This window comes from Variovorax sp. LjRoot175 (genome assembly GCF_964253805.1).
GTDB lineage: Bacteria > Pseudomonadota > Gammaproteobacteria > Burkholderiales > Burkholderiaceae_C > Variovorax.
This window is the reverse complement of the sequence record NZ_CAXURY020000001.1, coordinates 409462-428984: the sequence shown is the minus strand read 5'-3', so window position 1 is coordinate 428984 and position 19523 is coordinate 409462. Positions and strand designations below refer to the sequence as shown.

Sequence of the window (19523 nt, the reverse complement as noted above, 5' to 3'; positions counted from 1 at the left end):
TTCAGTCCAGCGAGATGTTGGTCTTGGCCGCGACCGCTTTCCAGCGCGCCACCTCCGCCTCGGTGTGCTTGCCCAGCGCGGCGCCGGTGTACTGCTCGGTCGGCAGCATCTGGATCGCCTGCGCGCTCATCTTGTCGGTGAAGGCCTTGTCCGTCATGACCTTCAGATAGGCCTGCTGGACCTTGTCGAGCGCGGCCTTGGGCGTTCCCTTGGGCGCGTAGATGCCGTACCAGGTCGACGCCTCGAAGCCGGGCAGCACGGTCTCGGCCAGCGTGGGCACGTCCTTCAACTGCGGCAGGCGCACCTTCGAGGTGACGGCGAGCGCACGCACCTTGGACTCGGTGATCTGCGGCAGCGCCGTGTTGGTCTGGTCGAAGATGCCGTCGACCTGGCCGCCGATCACATCCACCAATGCCGGGCCCGCGCCCTTGTATGGCACCAGCGTGACCTTGACGCCGGCCGCGCTCGCGACCAGCGCCGCGATCAGGTGCGAGCTGGAACCCACGCCGGCATTGCTGATGAAGAGCTTGTCAGGATTCTTCCTGCCAAAGTCGATCAGCCCCTTGATGTTCCTGGCCGGATGCTCCTTGCGCACCATCAGCACCAGCGGCGTATCGGGAAAGCGGAACACGGGCTCGAAGTCCTTCACCGGGTCGTAGTTCAACTTCTTGTAGAGCGCCGGCGCGGCGCCCATGTAGCCCATGTGGCCGACCAGCATGGTGTAGCCGTCGGGCGCGGCGCGCGCGGCCTTGGCTGCACCGATGGTGCCGCCTGCGCCGGGCGCGTTGTCGATCACGATCGGCTGGCCGACCTCGCGCGCCACGCGCTCGGCGATGCTGCGCGCCAGCGCGTCGGTCGGGCCGCCCGCGGCAAAGGGCACGATCCACGTGATCGGCTTGGCGGGGTAGGCCTGGGCGTGCGCGGCACCCACGGCGGCGGCGGCCGCGAGCGCGCACAGAAGAGTCTTGATGAAACGCATGCTCATGTCTCCTGGAATGGAATGAAGGGTGGGGTCGGGAGAATTCAGTGCTGCGCCTTCGCAGACAGCGCAAGCGCGCGGTCCACCATCTGCGGCGCGAGGCCGAGGTAGTTGGCGGGGTCGGTCAGGCGGTCGATCGCGGCGCGGTCGAGGTGCTTCGTGACTTCGGGCAGCGCGGCCAGCGCCTCGGCCAGCGTGCCGCCCTTCTCGTTCACCGTGCGGCAGGCGTCGTAGACGAGGTCATGCGCGTGCTGGCGGCCGGTGTGGGGCGCCAGGCCCATCATCACCGCCTCGGCCACGATCAGGCCGCGGCTGATGCCGAGGTTGTGCTTCATGCGTTCGGCATCGACGACCAGGCCGCCGAGCGCGAACTTGGCCTGGTGCAGCGCACCCGCCGTGAGGATGAAGCTCTCGGGAATCGCGATCCACTCGGCATGCCATGGGCCGGTGGCGCGCTCGAAGTCCTGCACCATCGCATCGACCATCAGCCCGGCGTGCTGCCGCACCGCTTTCGATGCGGCCAGCATCAGTTCGCTGGAGATCGGGTTGCGCTTCTGCGGCATCGTGCTGCTGGCGCCGCGTCCCTTGACGAAGGGCTCGTAGACCTCGGCGAACTCGGTCGAGGCCATGATCATGATGTCGAGCGCGATCTTGCCGAGCGAGCCGGTCACGAGCGCCAGCAGGTTCACCGCCTCGGCGAAGCCGTCGCGTGCCACATGCCAGGTGGTGGCCGGCACGCCCAGGCCGAGCTCTTCGGCCATCGCCTGCTGGACTTCGAAACCCTTGTCACCGAGCGAGGCCAGCGTGCCCGCGGCGCCGGCGAACTCGACCAGCGCGACGCGCGGGCGCAACTCGGCCAGGCGCTGCTGGTGGCGATCGAACATCGCGAGCCAGATCGCGACCTTGTAGCCGAAGGTCACAGGCAGGGCCTGCTGCAGGTGGGTGCGGCCGGCCATCGGCGTGTCGCGGTGCTTCTTCGCGAGCCCGGCCAGGATGGCGCGCAATTCGCGAATGTCGGCGTCGATGCTGTCGAGCGCATCGCGCACCTGCAGCGCCACCGCGGTGTCCATGATGTCCTGCGTGGTCGCGCCCCAGTGCACATAGCGGCCGGCCTCGCCGCACATTGCCACCAGTTGATGCACCAGCGGCAGGATCGGGTAGCCGACGATGTCGGTCTCCTCGCGCATGTGGTCGAAGTCGATGCGCTCGATGGTGGATTCGCGCGCGATCGTTTCGGCCGCCTCCTGCGGGATCACGCCGACGCGTGCCTCGGCCTTCGCGAGCGCGACCTCGGCATCGATGTAGCGCTGGATCAATGCGCGGTCGGAGAAGAGCGAGCGCATCTTCGCGGTGCCGAAGGCGTCGCGGAACAGGATCGAATCGACGACGGTGCTGGCCATCGGCATGGATGAAGAGGACATGTGGACCTTCATATGTTCGGACATATTTAACTTTAATATGTCCGAACATAATCACAACTCGGTGTTAACCCTGAGCCTCAGAATCACGCCCACGATGAACAAGCCCCGCTTCTCCGATATCGCGCGACACCTCAAGGAAGGCATCACTTCGGGCCACTACCCCGTAGGCACGCTGCTGCCGACCGAACTGGAGCTGCGCGACCACTACAAGACCAGCCGGCACACGGTGCGCGCCGCGTTGCAGGAACTGCAGCAACTGGGCCTGGTGTCGCGCCGCAAGAACGTCGGCACGCGCGTGGAGTCGGCAACGCCGCAGGTCGGCTTCCAGCAGTCGCTGGCCTCGGTCGAGGACGTGGTGCAGTTCGGAGCGACGCACGTGCGGGTGGTACGCGAGGTCGAGACGGTCGAGGCCAAGGGCGCCTTGGCGCGCCTGCTCGGCTGCGCGGAAGGAACGGCGTGGCTGCGCATCTCCAGCCTGCGGATGGACGAAGAGCAGCCCGAGCTGCCGATCTGCTGGACCGACCTGTACATGGACCCGGCCTACACCGACCTGGTGGAGCGGGTTCGCGATTCGCCGGAGACGCTGGTCAGCACCTTGATCGAGCAGCAGTACGGCCGGCGCGTGGTCGAGATCGTGCAGCAGCTGCAGGCGCTGGAAGTGCCCGCGGCGATGGCGCGGCAGTTGGGCGTGGAAACCGGCTCGGCGGCCCTGCAGATCGTGCGCCGCTACCTCGATGCCGGCGGCGAAACGATCGACGTCACGGTCACCGTCCACCCCGCGGATCGCTTCTCGCTCACCATGCGGCTGCAGCGCTCGGCCGGCTGAACGGGAGGACAATCGGCGCCCCGTCCATGCAGTTCAACAGCACGTCCTCGTCGCCTCCGCACGGTCTTTCGCTGCGGCGCTACGGCGCCTCGCGCGGCAGCCATGCGCACGAGCACTTCCAGGTGCTGGTGGGACTCGATGGCGTGCTGGACCTGGAGGTGGAGGGACGCGGCCGACGCATCGGCGCGGGCGAAGGCTGGGTGGTGACGCCGGGCGATCGCCACGACTTCGAGTCGCGCACGGGCAGCCGATGTCTCGTGCTCGACACCACGCAGGACCTGTGGGCGCAGTGCGCGGGACGCTCGCCGATGACACCGCAGCTGCTCTCCCTGGCGCGCTACCTGGCGCTGTGCGTGACGCAGGCTTCGCCGCCCGCGGCCGCGCTGCACCATGCGCCGGCGCTGCTGCTGGAGGCCTGGGGGCCCGTGGTGCCGAACGGCCGCAGGCGCGCCATCGACTGGCCGGCATTGGCCGCATGGGCGCAGGCGCGCTGGCATCGGCCTCTGAGCGTCGCCGATCTCGCGGCGGTCGCGTGCCTGAGCCCCAGCCAGTTCGCCCAGCGCTGCCGCGATGAGCAGGGCATGGCTGCGATGCAATGGCTGCGAAGCCAGCGACTGCTGCAGGCGCGGCAACTGCGCAGCGGCGGCATGAGCGTCGCGGAGACCGCGCGGCGCACGGGCTACCGCTCGCCTTCGGCGCTTACCGCCGCCCTGCGGAGGAACTGAAGACCGTTGTCCCTCGACGACGGACCGTCGTTGCGCGACGAGCCTGCCGCTTAAGCTCGGGCGCATGTCCGCCACGCTGTACGCACTCGCCGCCATCGCCCTCTGGGGCACGCTCGCCTCGCTGGGCACTTCGCTCTCGCACCTGCCGCCCTTCCTCCTGACCGGGCTCGCGCTGATGATCGGCAGCGTGATGAGCTGGCCCGCCGTGCTGCGCGACCGCCGGGCCTGGACAGTCCCGCCGCGCACGCTGGCGCTGGGCGTCTACGGGCTGTTCGGCTTCCACTTCCTGCTCTTCATCGCGCTGCGCTATGCGCCGCCGGTCGAGGCCAACCTGGTCAACTACCTGTGGCCGCTCTTCATGGTCGTGCTGGCGCCGGCGCTGCTGCCGGGCGTGTGGCTGCGGCCGCTGCATGTGGTCGCGGCCCTGCTGGGCTTCGCGGGCGCTGCCATCGCGATCCTCGGCACGCGCGGCGCTGGCGCGGCCTCGGCCAGCAGCGCCTACTGGGGCTTTGCGCCGGCCCTGGGCTCGGCCTTCATCTGGGCCAGCTATTCGCTGTGGACCCGGCGCGTGCCCACGTTCCCGACCGCGGCCATCGGGCTCTTCGGCCTGGTGTCGGGCGCGCTTTCGCTCTTGTGTCACGCCCTGCTGGAGCCGGCCGCGGCGCTCACTTCGCGCGACTGGCTGCTGGTCGCGCTGTGCGGCCTCGGCCCGCTGGGCGCAGCCTTCTTCCTCTGGGACATGGCGCTCAAGCGCGGCGACGTGCGCCAGATCGGCATCCTGAGCTACATCACGCCGCTGGCATCGACGGCGCTCCTGCTGATGGTCACGGCGCGGCCACTGAGCTGGACCATCGCGCTCGCGGCGGCCTTGATCATCTCCGCGGCGGTGATGGGGTCGCGCGCCCGCTGAGCTCAGCCCGGCGCCGGGCCGACCCAAGGCGGGCTGCGGCCCCCTCGGGGGGCAGCGAGTACACGCAGTGACAGAGCGTGGGGGCCATTTACTCTGCGACCTTGAGCACCAGCTTGCCGAAGTTCTGTCCGGTGAACAGGCGCGTCAGCGCCTCGGGGAAGGTGTCGATGCCTTCGACCACGTCCTCGCGGCTCTTCATGCGCCCGTCCTTCAGGTAGACCGCCATTTCGGCCACGGCCAGGTGGTAGCGGTCGGCATAGTCGAACACCACCATGCCCTGCATGCGCGCCCGGTTCACCAGCAGGCTCAGGTAGTTCTTCGGGCCCTGCGCGGGTGCGCTGTTGGCGTTGTTGTACTGGCTGATCGCGCCGCAGATGATGATGCGCGCGCCGCGCGCGAGCCGCGCCAGCGCGGCGTCGAGGATCTCGCCGCCGACGTTGTCGAAGTAGATATCGATGCCCTTGGGGCAATGGGCCTTCAGGCCGTCGCGCACGGCCGAGGGGCCGGCCTTGTAGTCGATGCAGGCATCGAAGCCGAGCTCCTTCACCACCCAGTCGCACTTCTCCTGGCCACCGGCGATGCCGACCGCGCGGCAGCCCTTGATCTTCGCGAGCTGGCCCACCGTCTGGCCGACCGCGCCAGCGGCGCCCGAGACGACGACCGTCTCGCCGGGCTTCGGTTGGCCGATGTCCATCAGGCCGAAGTAACCGGTCATGCCCGGCATGCCGAGCACGTTGAGCCACTGGGTGATCGAACCCGCACGCAGGTCGATCTTGGTGAGCCCGTTGCGCTTGATGTCCTCCTGCGGAATCAGGATGTATTCCTGCACGCCGAGCGTGCCGTAGACCGTATCGCCGACCGCGAAGGCCGGGTTGCGCGAGGCCGTCACGCGGCCGATGCCGCCGGCGCGCATGACGGCGCCGATCTCGACCGGCGGGATGTAGCTCTTGCCCTCGTTCATCCAGCCGCGCATGGCCGGGTCGAGCGAGAGCGACAGGGTCTTGACGAGGACGCCGCCTTCGGCCGGCTCGCCGACCGGCTCGGTCGTGAACTGCCAGTTGTCGCGCGTGGCCTGGCCTTCGGGGCGCTTGGCGAGGCGGACCTGGTGGTTGGTGAGGGTGCTGCTGCTCATGGGCGTGTCTCCTGCTGCTTGTCTGCGGGAGCGCATCGTAGCCCCGCCCCCCGCGCAAGCCGGTAGCGCAAGCGACACGACGCGTAGCCTAGAACGGGTAATGCCGCGGCGTGGTCTGCACCGTGAGCCAGCGCAGCTCGGTGAAAGCCTCCACGCCGGCCTTGCCGCCGAAGCGCCCGTAGCCCGAGGCCTTGACGCCGCCGAAGGGCATCTGCGCCTCGTCGTGCACCGTGGGGCCGTTTACATGGCGCAGCATCTGCGCGATCCTTCTTTGTCCATCGACGGCATTGCGCAGGCGCTGCGCTGCAGCAAGCGCCATCTGCACAACGCCTTTGCCGGCGACGAGGACACGCTGGCCGGCTACATCCTCCACCAGCGCCTGGCCTGCTGCATCCGCGACCTGGTGGATCCGGCGAATGCGGCACGGCCGATCACCGACATCGCACTGGCCTCGGGCTTTTCCAACCTCTCGCATTTCAGCCGCGTGTTCCGCGAACACACTGGCGGCAGCCCGAGCGAGTTCAGGCGCCAGGCAGCACGACGCTGACCGCGAGGCCCGGCTGCGCGTTGCGCACGCGGAGCGTGCCGCCATGCGCTTCGGCCACCAGCCGGCACAGGTACATGCCGAGGCCGACGCCGCCGGTCGCGCGCTGGCGTGCGCTGTCGGTGCGGTAGAAGGGCTCGGTCAGGCGCTCGAGCTGCGCGGGCTCGACGCCGGGCCCGAAATCGCGCACTTCCAGTTCGATGCCGCCCTGCCCCGCCGCGCGCAGCGCGATGTGCGGCGGCTCGGCGGCTTCGGCGCCGTAGCGCAGCGCGTTGTCGAGCAGGTTGCGCACCAGCAGACGGATGCGCAGGCGGTCCAGCGCCAGTGTCGGCAGCTTGGAGGCCAGGTCGAGCACGACGCGCTCGCCTTCCGGGTGTTCGCCCGCCACCTCGCGCACCAGCGCCGCCAAGTCCACCGGCTCGCGCTGCAGCGCCGCATGCGGGCTGGCCAGGCGCTCGCTTTCGAGCAGGTCGCTGATCAGGTCGCGCATCTCGGCCAGGTCGCGCAAGAGCGCGGCGCGTTCGGTCTCGCCTTCGGGCGTGGCCGGCAGCAGCTCGGCGTTGAGCCGGGCGCGCGTCAGCGGCGAGCGCAGCTCGTGGCTCAGCGCCAGCAGCAGCGCGCGCTTGGCATCGAGCATGGCCTGGATGTCGTGCGCCATGGTGTTGATGCGCTGCGCCAGGTCGCCCAGCTCGTCGCGCCGGCGCAGCGGGATCGGCTGGTCGAAGGCGCCGCGGCCGAAGCGCTCGGCGCCGGCGCGGATGTCGTCGAGCGGCCGCAGCAGCCGGCGCACATAGACGTAGGCGAGCACGATCAGGCCCAGCAGCAGCGCCAGCGTGATCCAGCCGATGCCGTGCGGCTCGCGCTGCCACGGCAGGGTGCCGAGGCCGAAGCTCACGCGGTGGCCGTCGGCGGTGCTGCGCGTGAGCCAGTCGCCGCTGCGCGGGCCGAAGCCGCGCCAGCGGCGCTGGGGATGCGAATCCCAGTTGACCTTGGGGCCTTCGATGCGGATCGAGATCGGCAGCCGCACGACCATCGCCTCGGCGCGCGCGACATCGGGCGGCGTGCCGAGCTCGGCCACCAGCCGGTCCATGTAGTCGGCGACCAGCGGCTGGGCCGCCTCGCGCCAGCCGCTGGAGAACGCACGCTGCATGCCGCTCAGGAACACGGCCGCCATCGCCATCGCGAGCAGCACGAACACCGTGATCAGCCGCAGCCGCAGCGAATGGCGCCACCGATGGCCCCACTGGCGCGGCGTGCCGTGCTTGCGCCTCACGGCGGGCCCTTGCCGACAGCGAGCGTGTAGCCCGCGTTGCGCAGGGTCTTGATGCAGTCCAGCGGCTCCAGCTTCTTGCGCAACCGGCTCACGACGATGTCGACCGCGCGCGTGTAGAGCTCGGCCTCGTGGCCGCGCAGGCGGTTGAGGATGTCGTCGCGGCTCCAGACCTTGCCGGGCTGGTCGGCCAGCAGCGCCAGCAGTTCGAACTCGGTGCCCGTCAGTTCCACGCGCTCGCCCTGGCGCAGCACCTCGCGCTTGTCGAGGTCGATGGACAAACCCTCGAACACGCGACGCTGCGTGGCCGCGGCCGGCGCCGGCGCGCGCTGGCGGCGCAGGATGGTCTGCACGCGCGCCACCAGCTCGCGCGGCTCGAAGGGCTTGGGCAGATAGTCGTCGGCGCCGAGCTCGAGGCCCACCACGCGGTCCATCACGTCGCCGCGCGCGGTCAGCATCACGATAGGGATGTCGCTCTCCTTGCGGATCTCGCGGCACAGCGCGAAGCCGTCCATCTCGGGCAGCATCACGTCGAGGATGGCGGCGTCGTAGTGGCCGGCGCGCAGCTTCGCGAGGCCTTCGCTCGGGCGCGTGACGCTCTCGAGCGCGCAGTCGAAGCGCGCGAAGTAACTGGCCAGCGGCGCGGCGAGGTGCTCGTCGTCGTCGATCAGCAGGATGCGGGGCATTCCGCGATTGTGCATACCGGCGAACACATAGCTCGGGATCAGGCCCGCCGGCATCGGATCGCCGTGCTCACCATGGGTCGGCGCGCCCGATGCGGCCAAGGTGCGTGGCACCGAACTCGTTGCCGTACTTGAGCCCATAACCGAGCGCATGGTCGAGGCCGATGTGTGCGCACCAGATCAGCCCGAGGGCCAGTGCGGCAGGCACGTCGCCGACGAAGCCCAGCACCAGCAGCGCGACCGGCCCGATGTACGAGTGCGCAGCGTTGTAGGCGATGGCGCCCACGCGCGGACCGCCGAGGTAGCCGAGGAAGGACAGATCGGGCAGCAGGAACAGCATCGCGAAGGCGCCCCAGCCCGCGCCCAGGTGCATGTAGGCGGCCACGGCTGCCGCGAGCACAACGAGGCCTTCGAGGCGCAGCACGATGCGCACGCCGCCCAGCGTGGCGCCGGACGACGAGCCTTCGATCGGGGCTTGCCGGGCCCAGGGCGCGCCCGACGCCCGCGGTGCGACGAAACGCGGCGCAGATGCTTCAGCCATGGCGCCCCCAGCGACCGCGGCGCTCCATGAACTCGCGCACCTTCTGCTGCTGTGCCGGGTTCAGGTTGTCGAAGAAGTCGGCCGCGGCCGCGATCACCTCGGGGCTGCCGACCTGGATGGCGGCGGTCTTGTCTTCCACCAGCTTCTTCGCTCGCTCCTGGTCGAGCTTGGCACCGGCGAACAGGGCGCGGAACTCGGCGCGCGGATCGCCGCCGCCGCGCAGCGCGGCACGCTGGGCCTGCAGCTTCTCGGTCAGCACCGTGAGCTTCTGCTTCTGCGCGGCATCGAGATCGAGCTTGCTGCCCACGCGCTCGACCATCCTGGCGCGGAACTCGGCGCGGTCCTGCTCGGAAGCGCCGCTCCAGCCATGGCGATGACCGCAGCCGACCAGGCTGCCCGCGACGAGTGCCGCACCGGCGAAACCGAAAAGTGAACGTTTGAACCAGGGTTTCATGAGAGTCTTCCTTGAGAACTGATCGGACGTCGATCAGGAAGACTCGATGGTGCGATTCAGGCGCCGCGAAGTCCTTTCGCGGCGGTTTCGCCGTGTTTCGTTTTATTGCGGCGCAGCGGCCGGCGTGAGCGCGGCGGCCGGCTCTTCGGCCTCGAGCACCTGCTGCGCCCAGGCTTCGAGCTTGCTCGTGTCGGCGCGCAGCACCTCCTGCTTGACGGCCAGGATCTGCGAGGGGTGCATCGAGAAGCTGCGCAACCCCATGCCCAGCAGGAGCCGCGTGAACATGACGTCGCCCGCCATTTCGCCGCACACGCTCACGCCCTTGCCCTGGCGCCGGCACTCGGCGATGGTCTCGGCCACCAGGCGCAGCACCGCGGGATGGGCCGGGTCGTAGAGGTGCGCCACCGACTCGTCGGCGCGGTCGATGGCCAGCGTGTACTGGATCAGGTCGTTGGTGCCGATCGACAGGAAGTCGAAGTACTTCAGGAAGGTCTTGAGCGTGAGCGCCGCGGCCGGGATCTCGATCATCGCGCCGAGCTTCACGTTGCCGTGCACCACGCCGCGGTTGTCCAACTCGGCACGCGCGAAGTCGATCAGCGAGAGCGTCTGGCGAATCTCGCTCGCATGCGCGAGCATGGGGATCAGCAGATGGATCTCGCCGTGGGCGGCGGCGCGCAGGATGGCGCGCAGCTGCGTGAGGAACATGGCCGGATCGGCCAGGCTCCAGCGGATCGCGCGCAGGCCCAGTGCCGGGTTCAGATGCCCGTCGTCGCGCACCGACTTGCCGTCGAGCGGCTTGTCGGCGCCGACGTCGATGGTGCGGATCGTGACCGGCATGCCTTGCATGCCCTCGACCGCGCGCTTGTAGGCCTGGTACTGCTCTTCCTCGTCGGGCAGGCGCGTGAGGCGTTGCGCTTCGCGGCCCATGAACAGGAACTCGCTGCGGAACAGGCCGACGCCGACCGCACCGGCCTTGACCGCGCCGATGGTGTCCTCGGGCATCTCGATGTTGGCCAGCAGGTCGACGCGCTGGCCGTCCAGCGTGACGGCCGGCTTGTGGCGCAGGCGCGAAAGCCGCCCGCGCTCGAGGTCGTTCTGGCGCTGCTTGAAGCCGTACTCGGCCAGGATGATCGGTGAGGGGTCGACGATCACCACGCCGCCGTCGCCATCGATGATGACCCAGTCGTCCTGCCGAACCAGCTGGCTCGCGCTGCGCGCGCCGACCACGGCCGGGATGTCCATGCTGCGCGCGACGATCGCGGTGTGCGAGGTGCGGCCGCCGACATCGGTTACGAAGCCGGCGAACACGCTCTTCTTGAACTGCAGCATGTCGGCCGGCGAGAGGTCGTGCGCGATCAGCACCAGCGGCGCGTCGATGGCGTCGTTGGCGGTCGGATCGGCGTCGTCGTCCTCGGCCCTGCGCTTGCGCCGCGGCGGGGTCGGGGCCAGCACGGCGGCCGTGCCTTTCATGCGGTGCAGCAGGCGTTCGACCACCTGCTCGAGGTCGGCCTTGCGCTCGCGCAGGTACTCGTCCTCCATTTCGTCGAACTGGCGCGCGATCACCTCGAGCTGCGTGGTGAGCGCCCATTCGGCGTTGTAGAGGCGCTCGACGATCCAGTGCTTGACGCCGCCGGTCAGCACCTCGTCCTGCAGCAGCATCTGGTGCACTTCGAGCAGCGCCGCGAGTTCGTGCGGCGCGTCGTTCGGCCCCATCAGCGCGACGCTGGCTTGCAGCTTCTGCAGTTCCTCGGCCACCGCGTTGCGCGCCGTGCGCACGCGGTCGATCTCGGTGTCGATCTGCTCGGGCTTGATGAAGTAGTGAGCCACATCGATGCGGCTCGAGACCACGAGCACGGCACGTCCGATCGCAATGCCACGGGCGACCGGCAGCCCATGGACGGCAAAGGTCATTCGCCTTCTCCGAATTTGTCGTTCATAAGGGCAACGATGGCGTCCAGCGCCTCCTGTTCCCGTTCCCCGTTGGTTTCGATATCGACCGTCACGCCGATGCCCGCGGCCAGCATCATCACGCCCATGATGCTCTTGGCATTGACGCGGCGGTCGCCGCGCGAGAGCCAGACCTCGCACGGATAGCTGCCGGCGAGCTTGGTGAGTTTGGCCGAGGCGCGCGCATGCAGCCCCAGCTTATTGCTGATGGTCACGGATGTCTTCGTCACTGTGCTTTCTTCTTGCCTGATTCTGGGGTGCCGCCACCGCCACCTGCATCACGCCCGCGGTGCCGCCGGTGAGCGCGCGCTGCACCAGGGTTTCGAGCGGCTCGTTGCGGTAGCTCACCGCGCGCAGCAGCATCGGCAGGTTGACGCCAGCCACGAGGCGCGAGCGTACGCCGTCGACCAGCTTCTGCGCCACGTTGCAGGGCGTGGCGCCGAACACGTCGGCCAGCACCAGCACCTGCGAGCGCGGCGTGCGCTGCAGCTGGGCCAGCGTGATGCGCGCCGCCGCCAGGGTTTCGTCCGGCGACACATTGGGCAGCACGTCGAGCGCGACGACCGAGGCCTCGCTGTCGGGGAACACATGCAGCGCGCACTGCCGCAGCGCCTGGGCGAGCGGCGAGTGGGCGATGATGAAGATGCTGTTCATGCGGGTCGGAGGGCAGTCCGTCGATTATGCGGGGGCGCCCACAGGAAGTAGAAATAAGACAACAGACAGCATCCCAGAAACAGGCCCAGCGCGCCACGGAAGGCGCCCACGGTGTCGAGGCCGGCGCGACCGAACAGGTCGACCAAGAGGCCGACGCCCCACTGAACCACGAAAACGCCGAGAAACACCACCAGGTTGTACGCCGAGAGGGCGCGCCCCGCCAGCGAGGCGGGCAGTGCCATCGCGACCGCGGGCTGGGCCAGCGCCACGACGGTCGAGCTGCAGAGGAAGATCGCCCAGGCCACGGTGCCCGCCGCGGGGCCGAGCACCAGAATGGCGGCCAGGGCCGCCATGGCGAGCGGCAGGCCCCAGCCGATCAGCCGGGCAGCGGCGATGCCGCGGCGCACCAGCCACGGGTTGGCGGCACCCCAGAGCCAGTAGGTGACGAGCATCGCGATGCTGATCCAGAACAGTGCATCCGCGGCCTGGGCCGACGCATAGCCGGCGACACGCGTGAGCCACGGGACGACCCAGAGCGTCAGCATGGCGACGAAGCCGCCGTAATTGAAGAAACCGATCGGCATGAGCTTGCGGAAAAAGGGATCGCGCCACACGGCGGCGTAGCCGGCGTCCTGGCGAGGCGTCGCAACTTCCTGAACGTTCGCGGCGTGGGCGGCGTTGTCCCAGGTCGGCGCCGCCCAGGCGATCACCAGCATCGAAACCAGCACGCCGGCCGCGAGCAGCCAGAAAAGCGGCCGCCAGCCCACCAGCGGCATCAGCCATTGCACCGGCAGCGTGGCGGCGACCAGGCCGAGCGAGCCGATCATGAGCATCCAGGAGTTGCTGCGCAGCTGCAGCGCCGGGTCGAACCAGCGGCGGTAGCCGGTCAACGGCGCCATGAGGCAGGCGCTGACGCCTACGCCGGTGAGCACGCGCGCCGCCAGCAGCAGCCAGAACTGCGTCGCCACCGAAAACAGCAGGCAGCCAGCGACCGCCACCGCCAGGAAGCAGAGGATCACGCGCTTGGGGCCGTGGCGATCGAGCCAGTTGCCCATCGGCAGTTGCGTGAACGCGAAGCCGAGGAAATAGCCCCCCGCGAGCAAGCCGAGGTCGCGCGAATGGAGCTCGAAGTCCGCCGTCAGCGTGGGCGACAGCGTGGCGGTGATGGCACGCACCAGCGCCGAGAGAAAGTAGGCGAAAGCAAAGGCCAGGAAGACCGCGGCGATCCGGCCGCGGCCTGCAAGAACGCCGCTCACGGAAGACGCAATCCCTCGAAAAAGATGGCGCGCGCCTCGGGCGAAGAAGGCTTGCCGAGCACGGTCGCCTGGTAGAGCGCCATCTTTCCGGCGCGCTGCTGGGCGAACCAGAGCACGTGGGTCGGCGCGCTGGCGCCGGCCTGGGTTTCGAGCCGCATGGGCCCGGGCGAGTCGGTGGCCCGGGGCAGCACGGCCGGCGCCTCGGCCATCGGGGCACCGGCCAGCTGCGTGCGCGTTGCCGCACGCCAGGCGTGCATCCAGGACTCGGCCTGCGCCGCATCGCTGGCCGCGGCATGCGCGACGGCGAATGTGGCGCCGCCGGCCTCGCAACCGGTCACGTCGACGCTGATCAGCTCGGCGCCGAGCGGCAGCATGCGCGTCGCGCGGTCGGCCTTGCAAGGCAGGAGCGCGATCAAGCCGTCGTCCCCGATCGGGACTTCGCGCCAATTGAAGACCGGGCTGCAGGCGCCGAGGGCGGCAGCGGCCAGGGCGAGCGCCGCGAATCGGGGACGGAACGAAAAGAGCATCAACGCAATGCGCCGAACACCTTCTGGAGAATGGCGCTGCCGCTGCCGACCGGGTCCTGGCGGATCTTGCGTTCTTCCTCGCCGATCATGAGGTAGAGCCCGTCGAGCGATTTGCCGGTCACGTAGCGCTGGATGTTGGCGTCTTCCTTTTTCACCAGGCCGTAGCCGGCCGCCTTGCCGGCGATGTGGTTGTATTTCTCGGCCAACTTGACCTTGACCGTGGCGTAGGTCACGACGGGCAGAAATTTCTCCGTGAGCGGCGCGCGGGTCTTGTTGGCGAAGAACTGGGTGACCGAGGTGTCGCCGCCGACCAGGATGCCCTTGGCGTCGGCCACGCTCATGGTGCGCACCGCATTCACCAGCAGGTCCTTGGCGGCCGGAACCGACTGCTCGGCAGCGCGGTTCATCGCGGTCACGAGTTCGTCGATGCGGCCGCCCTGGCCCACCACGCGCAGCATCTTGGCCGCGTCTTCGAGGTAGCCGGGCAGCGGAATGCGGACCTTGGGATTGCCCAGAAAGCCGTCCTGCCGCCCCAACAGACTGACCGCCGCGGTGGCGCCCTTCTCGAGCGCGGCCTTGAGCCCCTTCGAGGCGTCGCCGGCGCTGAGATCGTCGATCGTCAGCGCATGAGCGTGCCGCATGGCCAGCAATGCCAGGGCGGCGGGCGCGGCCAGGAAGGCGGAACTAAAATGTCGGCGGTCCATCCATCGTTCTCCCATGAAAAAAATCATCTACGCCGCCGCCATCGCGATCGCCCTGGCCATCGGCGTGGGCGTGTACCTGAGTACGGGAGTGTCGGCGGCGCCGGCATCGACCTTCGTGCTGCTCGACGGCAGCAAGAAGAGCACGGACGATCTTAAGGGCAAGGTCACGCTGGTCAATTTCTGGGCCACCAGCTGCGTCACCTGCGTGGCCGAGATGCCCAAGGTGATCGCCACCTACGACAAGTACAAGGGCCGGGGCTACGACACGCTGGCGGTGGCCATGAGCTACGACCCGCCGAGCTACGTGGTCAACTTCGTCGAAACCCGCAAGCTGCCGTTCAAGGTGGCGATCGACAACACCGGCGCGGTGGCGCAGGCCTGGGGCGACGTGAAGCTCACGCCGACCACCTACATCGTCAACAAGCGCGGCGAGATCGTGAAGCGCTACGTGGGCGAACCCGACTTTGCCGAGCTGCACAAGCTGATCGAGAAGCTGCTGGCCGAAGCCTGAGCGGCGTCCAGGAAGGCCCTCGGATGCTCAGTCCTTGCGGAAAGTGTCGTGGCACGACTTGCACGTGTCACCCACCGATGCCATCGCGGCCTTGAGCGTATCCAGGTTGCCGGCAGCGGCCGGGAGTTTGCTGGTCTCGGCCATCAGCTTCTCGTTGAACTCCTTGAATTTCGGCTGCTCTTTCCAGATTTCCGGCTTGGCCTTGCCACCCTCGGTCCCGGGGCCGAACCCGGCCCAGGGCAGCTTGGAAATCTCGGCCACCACCTGGGCATTGGCGATCGCCGCCGCCGCGTCATAGGGTGCGCGACCGCTGGCCATGGCGCCCAGACGGCCCACGTGCTGGTTTTGGATGAACATCGCACTCTGGCGATACTTGATGGCGTCTTCTTTCTTGGCAAACTGGGCGATCGCAGGCAGGCAGAGCGCGGCACCGGCCGCAGCCAGGGTAAAAGAGGCAAGGCGATTCATCGTGTTTCCTTGTTAGAAAGCGCCATGGGGCCGGCGCCGCGACAAGTGTCCCGGGGCTGGGCGAGCACCGTGCATAGAGACAACCCGAAGGCGCGACGGCCGCGACTTTGCTAATCTGCGTTTCCCGCAGCCTCGCGCACCCCATCCTCCCGATGTCCGACACCTTCGAGCCCAGCACGCGCCGCGCGAGCCTGGGTGACGCCAGCGCGACCCGTACGCGGGTCTGGGACCTGCCGACGCGCGTGTTTCACTGGGCGCTCACGGCGGCGGTGATCAGCCAGGTCGTGACCGGCTTTGCCGGCATCATGGAGTGGCACTTTCGCGGGGGCTACACGGTGCTTTCGCTCCTGCTGTTTCGCCTCGTCTGGGGCTTCATCGGCGGGCGCTGGTCGCGCTTCGCTGCCTTCATCTATTCGCCCGGCTCGGTCATGAACTACCTGCGCGGGCGTGCTCACCCGGACCACCTCATCGGCCATTCGCCGCTCGGCGCATTCTCGGTTTTCGCGCTGCTTGCGATCCTGGCGCTGCAGGTCGCGAGCGGCCTGGTGGCCGACGACGAAATCACCGCGTCCGGCCCGCTCACACGCTTCGTCTCCGGCGCGACGGTGAGCCTGGCCACAGGGTGGCACACCACGCAGGGCAAATGGATCGTGATTGCACTGGTCGGCCTGCATGTGCTGGCGGTGCTCTATTACGTGCTCATCAGGCGCCGCCGTCTGGTGCGGCCGATGATCTCGGGCGACAAGCTGGTGACGGACGGCAGCGCCGCACCAAGCCGCGACGATGCCGCCTCGCGGCTGCTGGCCCTGGTGGTGTTCGCGGTGTGCGCGGCCTTTGCGGCGTGGATCGCGTCGCTCAGAGCATGAGCTTCTCTGCTTCACGCCCCCTGCCCCTGGCGGACACGCCGGACATCGTGCTGATCACGCCCGACGAAAGGCAGGAAATCGAGGCGACGCGCGCGATCTTCAAGGACTACGCGGCCTCGCTGGGCATCGATCTGTGCTTCCAGAACTTCGACGAGGAGCTCGCCAATCTGCCCGGCGATTACGAGGAGCCGCGCGGCGCGCTGCTGCTGGCGCTGGTCGACATCAAGGACGCGGCCGCGATGGCCGATGTGCCTCTGATTCAACGGGCGCAGGGCGGCCTGGCCCATGTCGCCGGTTGCTGCGCGCTGCGCCCCCTGGACACGTCCGACTATCCGAACGCGGCCGAAATGAAGCGGCTCTACGTGCGGCCCGCCTTCCGCGGCCTGGGGCTCGGCCGCCAGTTGGCCGAAGCCATGCTGGACGCGGCACGCGGCGCTGGCTACGCCTGCGTGTTGCTGGACACGCTCGACGACATGGAATCGGCGCGGGCCCTCTACGAAGATCTGGGCTTCGAAGAGGTGCCGCCGTACTATCACAACCCCATCGCGGGGTCGCACTACCTCAAGGTGGATCTTTAAGCTCGCGAGCGCTCAGCCGCGTGCTTGTGCGAGCAGCGTGTCGGCGTCGCTGACCTCGAACTTGCCGGGCGCTTCGACGTTGAGCGTCGCCACCTTGCCGTCCTTCACCAGCATCGAATAACGGTTGCTGCGCACGCCCATGCCGCGCGCCGTCAGGTCCAGCGTCAGGCCAGTCGCATTCGCGAAGGCGGCGCTGCCGTCGGCCAGCATGCGCACCTTGGCGCCGGTCTTCTGGTCGCGCGCCCAGGCGCCCATGACGAAGGCGTCGTTGACGCTCACGCACCAGATCTCGTCGACGCCGGCAGCCTTGAAGTCCTCGAAGTGCTGCACGTAGCCCGGCACGTGCTTGGCCGAGCAGGTCGGCGTGAAGGCGCCGGGCAGCGCGAACAGCGCGATGGTCTTGCCTGCGGCCGCCTTGGCCACGTCGACCGGATTCGGCCCGATGCTGCAACCCTCGCCTTCGACTTCGGAATATTCCTGCAGGGTCGCGGGAGGAAGGGTGTCGCCGACTTTGATCATCTGAACTGCTCCTGAAAAAGAAAAACGGCCCACATTGTGGGCCGCTTTTGCTTTGGCTGTATCGCCGGGGGATCAGACCAGCACGGCCTTTTCGACCAGGCGGGTCACGACCCAGTTCTTCGACTTCGAGATCGGCCGGCTTTCGGTGATCTCGATGGTGTCGCCCATCTTGTACTCGCCCTTTTCGTCGTGGGCGTGGTACTTGCTCGTCTTGGCCACGATCTTGCCGTAGAGCTCGTGCTTCACACGACGCTCGACCAGCACGGTCACGGTCTTCTCGCGCTTGTCGCTGACCACCTTGCCGATCAAGGTGCGCTTGAGGGATTTTTTAGCTTCCGTCATGTTCACTCCTTACTTGGCGGCTTGAGTTTCTTGCTGCTGCTTCTGCGCAAGAATGGTCTTGGCACGAGCGATGTCGCGGCGTGTGACGCGCAGCGTCGACGTGTTCGACAGTTGTTGCGTAGCCTTCTGCATGCGCAGGCCGAAATGGGCCTTCTGCAGATCCTTGATTTCGGTCTGCAGGCCGGCGACGTCCTTGTCGCGCAGCGCTTGCGCCTTCGACACCTTGGCCGGCGTGGCCGCGGCGTCCTTCTTCTTACGTGTTGCCATCAGTGTTCTCCTCGATCAGGCGCCGAGCTGGCGCGCGACGAAGGTGGTGCGCAGCGGCAGCTTGGCGGCAGCCAGGCGGAACGCTTCGCGGGCGAGTTCTTCGGGCACGCCGACGATCTCGTAGATCACCTTGCCAGGCTGGATTTCGGCGACGTAGTACTCGGGGTTGCCCTTGCCGTTACCCATCCGCACTTCGGCGGGCTTGTGGGAGATCGGCTTGTCGGGGAACACGCGAATCCAGATGCGGCCACCGCGCTTGACGTGGCGCGAGATCGCGCGACGAGCGGCTTCGATCTGGCGCGCCGTCAGGCGGCCGCGGTCGATCGACTTCAGGCCGAAGTCACCGAAGGACACCGCGTTGCCGCGGGTCGCGATGCCGGTGTTGCGGCCCTTTTGTTCCTTGCGGAACTTTCTGCGTGCAGGTTGCAGCATGTTTGTTACTCCGTGGATCTAAGAACGATCACTCGTTCTTGGCACCGTCAGCTGCTGCAGCTGGCGCGGGCTTGCGCACGCGCTTAACGGCGGGTTTCGAGTCTGCACCCGGTGCTGCCGGGGCACCACCAGTGGCTTCTGCGGGCTTGTCGCTGCCGTCGGCCGGAGCGACGTTGCCGCCGATCGGACCACGGGCACCGGCGCGCGGGCCGGGGCCGCGGCGGTCGGAACCGGGACGGTCGCCACCGGGGCGGCCATCGCGGCGCGGGCCACGCGGGCGGCGCTCTTCTTCGGGACGCGGCGTTTCGACGGCCGGCAGGTCGTTACGACCCAGCGTATCGCCCTTGTAGACCCAGACCTTGACGCCGATGACGCCGTAGGTGGTCTTGGCTTCCGAGGTGCCGTAATCGATGTCGGCGCGCAGCGTGTGAAGCGGCACGCGGCCTTCGCGGTACCACTCGGTGCGGGCGATTTCGATGCCGTTCAGGCGGCCGGCCGACATGATCTTGATGCCCTGGGCACCCAGACGCATGGCGTTCTGCATGGCGCGCTTCATGGCGCGGCGGAACATGATCCGCTTCTCGAGCTGCTGCGTGATGCTGTCGGCGATCAGCTGCGCATCGATTTCGGGCTTGCGCACTTCTTCGATGTTCACTGCGACCGGCACGCCCAGCTGCTTGCCGAGTTCGCGCTTGAGGTTTTCGATGTCCTCGCCCTTCTTGCCGATCACGACGCCCGGACGTGCCGAGTAGATCGTGATGCGTGCGTTCTTGGCGGGACGCTCGATCAGCACGCGCGACACGGACGCGTTCTTGAGCTTCTTCTTCAGGTACTCGCGCACCTTGATGTCTTCGGCCAGCATGCCCGCGAAGTCGCGGTTGCTTGCGTACCAGCGGCTGGACCAGTTACGGCTGACCGCGAGGCGGAAGCCGGTGGGGTGGATTTTCTGTCCCATATTTCTTCCAGC

At 68.3% G+C, this 19523-nt stretch carries 26 protein-coding genes and 1 pseudogene; 7 read left to right on the top strand and 20 right to left on the bottom strand.

All coding sequences use genetic code 11. The features are described from left to right. Position 1: 1 nt before the first annotated feature. Both ACSQ89_RS02270 and pcaB read right to left on the bottom strand, forming a co-directional pair. Positions 2 to 979, bottom strand: a complete 978-nt coding sequence (locus tag ACSQ89_RS02270; RefSeq protein WP_436295025.1) for a tripartite tricarboxylate transporter substrate binding protein BugD — start codon at positions 977 to 979, stop codon at positions 2 to 4. A 44-nt stretch (positions 980 to 1023) separates the two neighbouring features. Beyond that, positions 1024 to 2400 (bottom strand): 3-carboxy-cis,cis-muconate cycloisomerase, encoded by a 1377-nt coding sequence (gene pcaB, locus ACSQ89_RS02265; RefSeq protein ID WP_093104828.1) that lies wholly within the window; start codon positions 2398 to 2400, stop codon positions 1024 to 1026. Positions 2401 to 2494: 94 nt separating this feature from the next. Between pcaB and ACSQ89_RS02260 the strand changes: the two genes are divergently transcribed. From ACSQ89_RS02260 to ACSQ89_RS02250, 3 genes are all read left to right on the top strand, one after another. Next, positions 2495 to 3226, top strand: coding sequence for a GntR family transcriptional regulator (locus ACSQ89_RS02260; protein WP_093104825.1), 732 nt, complete (start codon positions 2495 to 2497; stop codon positions 3224 to 3226). A 26-nt stretch (positions 3227 to 3252) separates the two neighbouring features. After that, entirely contained in the window at positions 3253 to 3951 is a 699-nt protein-coding gene (locus ACSQ89_RS02255; protein ID WP_436295024.1) for a helix-turn-helix domain-containing protein, read from the top strand. 64 nt (positions 3952 to 4015) lie between these two features. Beyond that, positions 4016 to 4861 carry a DMT family transporter gene (locus tag ACSQ89_RS02250; protein WP_436295023.1) on the top strand — a complete coding sequence of 282 codons (846 nt, stop codon included), beginning with the start codon at positions 4016 to 4018 and terminating at the stop codon, positions 4859 to 4861. 88 nt (positions 4862 to 4949) lie between these two features. On the opposite strand, the gene ACSQ89_RS02245 is transcribed toward ACSQ89_RS02250, so the two are convergent. Together ACSQ89_RS02245 and ACSQ89_RS02240 are read right to left on the bottom strand one after the other, a co-directional pair. Then, positions 4950 to 5993 carry an NADP-dependent oxidoreductase gene (locus tag ACSQ89_RS02245; protein ID WP_436295022.1) on the bottom strand — a complete coding sequence of 348 codons (1044 nt, stop codon included), beginning with the start codon at positions 5991 to 5993 and terminating at the stop codon, positions 4950 to 4952. Between the two features lie 88 nt (positions 5994 to 6081). Further along, a pseudogene (locus ACSQ89_RS02240) lies at positions 6082 to 6243 on the bottom strand (aldehyde dehydrogenase family protein); the annotation flags it as partial. Between ACSQ89_RS02240 and ACSQ89_RS02235 the strand changes: the two are divergent. After that, positions 6238 to 6540 carry a helix-turn-helix transcriptional regulator gene (locus ACSQ89_RS02235; protein ID WP_436295021.1) on the top strand — a complete coding sequence of 101 codons (303 nt, stop codon included), beginning with the start codon at positions 6238 to 6240 and terminating at the stop codon, positions 6538 to 6540. The pseudogene ACSQ89_RS02240 and the gene ACSQ89_RS02235 overlap by 6 nt on opposite strands. Here ACSQ89_RS02235 and ACSQ89_RS02230 read toward each other — a convergent pair. The 10 genes from ACSQ89_RS02230 to ACSQ89_RS02185 form a co-directional block, all read right to left on the bottom strand. Continuing rightward, positions 6515 to 7810, bottom strand: a complete 1296-nt coding sequence (locus ACSQ89_RS02230) for a HAMP domain-containing sensor histidine kinase (protein ID WP_244503815.1) — start codon at positions 7808 to 7810, stop codon at positions 6515 to 6517. The two genes, ACSQ89_RS02235 and ACSQ89_RS02230, sit on opposite strands and share 26 nt — an antisense overlap. After that, positions 7807 to 8493 (bottom strand): response regulator transcription factor, encoded by a 687-nt coding sequence (locus tag ACSQ89_RS02225; RefSeq protein ID WP_093105423.1) that lies wholly within the window; start codon positions 8491 to 8493, stop codon positions 7807 to 7809. Before ACSQ89_RS02225 ends, ACSQ89_RS02230 begins: the two co-directional genes overlap by 4 nt. Before the next feature lie 67 nt (positions 8494 to 8560). After that, complete coding sequence (locus ACSQ89_RS02220; RefSeq protein WP_436295020.1) at positions 8561 to 9031, bottom strand: DUF4260 domain-containing protein; 471 nt, start codon at positions 9029 to 9031, stop codon at positions 8561 to 8563. Further along, positions 9024 to 9485 (bottom strand): Spy/CpxP family protein refolding chaperone, encoded by a 462-nt coding sequence (locus ACSQ89_RS02215; protein ID WP_093104796.1) that lies wholly within the window; start codon positions 9483 to 9485, stop codon positions 9024 to 9026. Before ACSQ89_RS02215 ends, ACSQ89_RS02220 begins: the two co-directional genes overlap by 8 nt. A gap of 102 nt (positions 9486 to 9587) precedes the next feature. After that, positions 9588 to 11396, bottom strand: a complete 1809-nt coding sequence (gene ptsP / locus ACSQ89_RS02210) for a phosphoenolpyruvate--protein phosphotransferase (RefSeq protein WP_093104793.1) — start codon at positions 11394 to 11396, stop codon at positions 9588 to 9590. Beyond that, positions 11393 to 11662, bottom strand: a complete 270-nt coding sequence (locus ACSQ89_RS02205) for an HPr family phosphocarrier protein (protein ID WP_093104790.1) — start codon at positions 11660 to 11662, stop codon at positions 11393 to 11395. Before ACSQ89_RS02205 ends, ptsP begins: the two co-directional genes overlap by 4 nt. Then, positions 11631 to 12086, bottom strand: coding sequence for a PTS sugar transporter subunit IIA (locus tag ACSQ89_RS02200; RefSeq protein WP_093104787.1), 456 nt, complete (start codon positions 12084 to 12086; stop codon positions 11631 to 11633). Before ACSQ89_RS02200 ends, ACSQ89_RS02205 begins: the two co-directional genes overlap by 32 nt. After that, complete coding sequence (locus ACSQ89_RS02195; protein WP_436295019.1) at positions 12083 to 13342, bottom strand: MFS transporter; 1260 nt, start codon at positions 13340 to 13342, stop codon at positions 12083 to 12085. The genes ACSQ89_RS02200 and ACSQ89_RS02195 overlap by 4 nt, the downstream gene beginning before the upstream one ends. Next, entirely contained in the window at positions 13339 to 13869 is a 531-nt protein-coding gene (locus ACSQ89_RS02190; RefSeq protein ID WP_436295018.1) for a hypothetical protein, read from the bottom strand. The genes ACSQ89_RS02195 and ACSQ89_RS02190 overlap by 4 nt, the downstream gene beginning before the upstream one ends. Next, positions 13869 to 14573, bottom strand: a complete 705-nt coding sequence (locus ACSQ89_RS02185; RefSeq protein ID WP_436295017.1) for a DUF4197 domain-containing protein — start codon at positions 14571 to 14573, stop codon at positions 13869 to 13871. The genes ACSQ89_RS02190 and ACSQ89_RS02185 overlap by 1 nt, the downstream gene beginning before the upstream one ends. A gap of 13 nt (positions 14574 to 14586) precedes the next feature. On the opposite strand from ACSQ89_RS02185, the gene ACSQ89_RS02180 reads away from it, so the two are divergent. Then, positions 14587 to 15084 carry a TlpA disulfide reductase family protein gene (locus ACSQ89_RS02180; RefSeq protein ID WP_093104779.1) on the top strand — a complete coding sequence of 166 codons (498 nt, stop codon included), beginning with the start codon at positions 14587 to 14589 and terminating at the stop codon, positions 15082 to 15084. Between the two features lie 27 nt (positions 15085 to 15111). Here ACSQ89_RS02180 and ACSQ89_RS02175 read toward each other — a convergent pair whose 3' ends face one another. Further along, complete coding sequence (locus ACSQ89_RS02175) at positions 15112 to 15552, bottom strand: c-type cytochrome (RefSeq protein WP_093104777.1); 441 nt, start codon at positions 15550 to 15552, stop codon at positions 15112 to 15114. Between the two features lie 152 nt (positions 15553 to 15704). Between ACSQ89_RS02175 and ACSQ89_RS02170 the strand changes: the two genes are divergently transcribed. Together ACSQ89_RS02170 and ACSQ89_RS02165 are read left to right on the top strand one after the other, a co-directional pair. Continuing rightward, positions 15705 to 16418 carry a cytochrome b/b6 domain-containing protein gene (locus ACSQ89_RS02170; protein ID WP_436295016.1) on the top strand — a complete coding sequence of 238 codons (714 nt, stop codon included), beginning with the start codon at positions 15705 to 15707 and terminating at the stop codon, positions 16416 to 16418. Further along, complete coding sequence (locus ACSQ89_RS02165; RefSeq protein WP_093104771.1) at positions 16415 to 16996, top strand: GNAT family N-acetyltransferase; 582 nt, start codon at positions 16415 to 16417, stop codon at positions 16994 to 16996. The genes ACSQ89_RS02170 and ACSQ89_RS02165 overlap by 4 nt, the downstream gene beginning before the upstream one ends. Before the next feature lie 12 nt (positions 16997 to 17008). On the opposite strand, the gene ACSQ89_RS02160 is transcribed toward ACSQ89_RS02165, so the two are convergent. From ACSQ89_RS02160 to rpsC, 5 genes are all read right to left on the bottom strand, one after another. Further along, on the bottom strand, positions 17009 to 17515 hold the full coding sequence (locus ACSQ89_RS02160) for a peroxiredoxin (protein ID WP_093104760.1): 507 nt from the start codon (positions 17513 to 17515) through the stop codon (positions 17009 to 17011). 72 nt (positions 17516 to 17587) lie between these two features. Continuing rightward, the gene (gene rpsQ / locus ACSQ89_RS02155; protein WP_093104757.1) at positions 17588 to 17857 is read right to left on the bottom strand and encodes a 30S ribosomal protein S17; all 270 of its coding nucleotides are present in this window, start codon (positions 17855 to 17857) and stop codon (positions 17588 to 17590) included. Between the two features lie 9 nt (positions 17858 to 17866). Continuing rightward, a complete protein-coding gene (gene rpmC / locus ACSQ89_RS02150) occupies positions 17867 to 18124 on the bottom strand; it encodes a 50S ribosomal protein L29 (protein ID WP_436295015.1) in 258 nt (85 codons plus the stop codon). Positions 18125 to 18139: 15 nt separating this feature from the next. After that, complete coding sequence (rplP, locus tag ACSQ89_RS02145; protein ID WP_028250943.1) at positions 18140 to 18556, bottom strand: 50S ribosomal protein L16; 417 nt, start codon at positions 18554 to 18556, stop codon at positions 18140 to 18142. A 28-nt stretch (positions 18557 to 18584) separates the two neighbouring features. After that, the gene (gene rpsC / locus ACSQ89_RS02140) at positions 18585 to 19511 is read right to left on the bottom strand and encodes a 30S ribosomal protein S3 (protein WP_093104748.1); all 927 of its coding nucleotides are present in this window, start codon (positions 19509 to 19511) and stop codon (positions 18585 to 18587) included. Between the last annotated feature and the right edge of the window lie 12 nt (positions 19512 to 19523).

What these genes read in the sequence shown, in the direction of transcription:
- pcaB (WP_093104828.1), bottom strand. Translation starts at nt 2,400, where the DNA reads ATGTCCTCTTCATCCATGCCGATGGCCAGCACCGTCGTCGATTCGATC.
- ACSQ89_RS02245 (WP_436295022.1), bottom strand. Translation starts at nt 5,993, where the DNA reads ATGAGCAGCAGCACCCTCACCAACCACCAGGTCCGCCTCGCCAAGCGC.
- ACSQ89_RS02180 (WP_093104779.1), top strand. Translation starts at nt 14,587, where the DNA reads ATGAAAAAAATCATCTACGCCGCCGCCATCGCGATCGCCCTGGCCATC.
- rplP (WP_028250943.1), bottom strand. Translation starts at nt 18,556, where the DNA reads ATGCTGCAACCTGCACGCAGAAAGTTCCGCAAGGAACAAAAGGGCCGC.
- ACSQ89_RS02160 (WP_093104760.1), bottom strand. Translation starts at nt 17,515, where the DNA reads ATGATCAAAGTCGGCGACACCCTTCCTCCCGCGACCCTGCAGGAATAT.
- rpsQ (WP_093104757.1), bottom strand. Translation starts at nt 17,857, where the DNA reads ATGACGGAAGCTAAAAAATCCCTCAAGCGCACCTTGATCGGCAAGGTG.
- ACSQ89_RS02270 (WP_436295025.1), bottom strand. Translation starts at nt 979, where the DNA reads ATGCGTTTCATCAAGACTCTTCTGTGCGCGCTCGCGGCCGCCGCCGCC.
- ACSQ89_RS02250 (WP_436295023.1), top strand. Translation starts at nt 4,016, where the DNA reads ATGTCCGCCACGCTGTACGCACTCGCCGCCATCGCCCTCTGGGGCACG.
- ACSQ89_RS02225 (WP_093105423.1), bottom strand. Translation starts at nt 8,493, where the DNA reads ATGCCCCGCATCCTGCTGATCGACGACGACGAGCACCTCGCCGCGCCG.
- ACSQ89_RS02200 (WP_093104787.1), bottom strand. Translation starts at nt 12,086, where the DNA reads ATGAACAGCATCTTCATCATCGCCCACTCGCCGCTCGCCCAGGCGCTG.
- ACSQ89_RS02165 (WP_093104771.1), top strand. Translation starts at nt 16,415, where the DNA reads ATGAGCTTCTCTGCTTCACGCCCCCTGCCCCTGGCGGACACGCCGGAC.
- ACSQ89_RS02170 (WP_436295016.1), top strand. Translation starts at nt 15,705, where the DNA reads ATGTCCGACACCTTCGAGCCCAGCACGCGCCGCGCGAGCCTGGGTGAC.
- ACSQ89_RS02260 (WP_093104825.1), top strand. Translation starts at nt 2,495, where the DNA reads ATGAACAAGCCCCGCTTCTCCGATATCGCGCGACACCTCAAGGAAGGC.
- ACSQ89_RS02215 (WP_093104796.1), bottom strand. Translation starts at nt 9,485, where the DNA reads ATGAAACCCTGGTTCAAACGTTCACTTTTCGGTTTCGCCGGTGCGGCA.
- ACSQ89_RS02185 (WP_436295017.1), bottom strand. Translation starts at nt 14,573, where the DNA reads ATGGACCGCCGACATTTTAGTTCCGCCTTCCTGGCCGCGCCCGCCGCC.
- rpmC (WP_436295015.1), bottom strand. Translation starts at nt 18,124, where the DNA reads ATGGCAACACGTAAGAAGAAGGACGCCGCGGCCACGCCGGCCAAGGTG.
- ACSQ89_RS02255 (WP_436295024.1), top strand. Translation starts at nt 3,253, where the DNA reads ATGCAGTTCAACAGCACGTCCTCGTCGCCTCCGCACGGTCTTTCGCTG.
- ACSQ89_RS02190 (WP_436295018.1), bottom strand. Translation starts at nt 13,869, where the DNA reads ATGCTCTTTTCGTTCCGTCCCCGATTCGCGGCGCTCGCCCTGGCCGCT.
- ACSQ89_RS02235 (WP_436295021.1), top strand. Translation starts at nt 6,238, where the DNA reads ATGGCGCAGCATCTGCGCGATCCTTCTTTGTCCATCGACGGCATTGCG.
- ptsP (WP_093104793.1), bottom strand. Translation starts at nt 11,396, where the DNA reads ATGACCTTTGCCGTCCATGGGCTGCCGGTCGCCCGTGGCATTGCGATC.
- ACSQ89_RS02220 (WP_436295020.1), bottom strand. Translation starts at nt 9,031, where the DNA reads ATGGCTGAAGCATCTGCGCCGCGTTTCGTCGCACCGCGGGCGTCGGGC.
- ACSQ89_RS02175 (WP_093104777.1), bottom strand. Translation starts at nt 15,552, where the DNA reads ATGAATCGCCTTGCCTCTTTTACCCTGGCTGCGGCCGGTGCCGCGCTC.
- rpsC (WP_093104748.1), bottom strand. Translation starts at nt 19,511, where the DNA reads ATGGGACAGAAAATCCACCCCACCGGCTTCCGCCTCGCGGTCAGCCGT.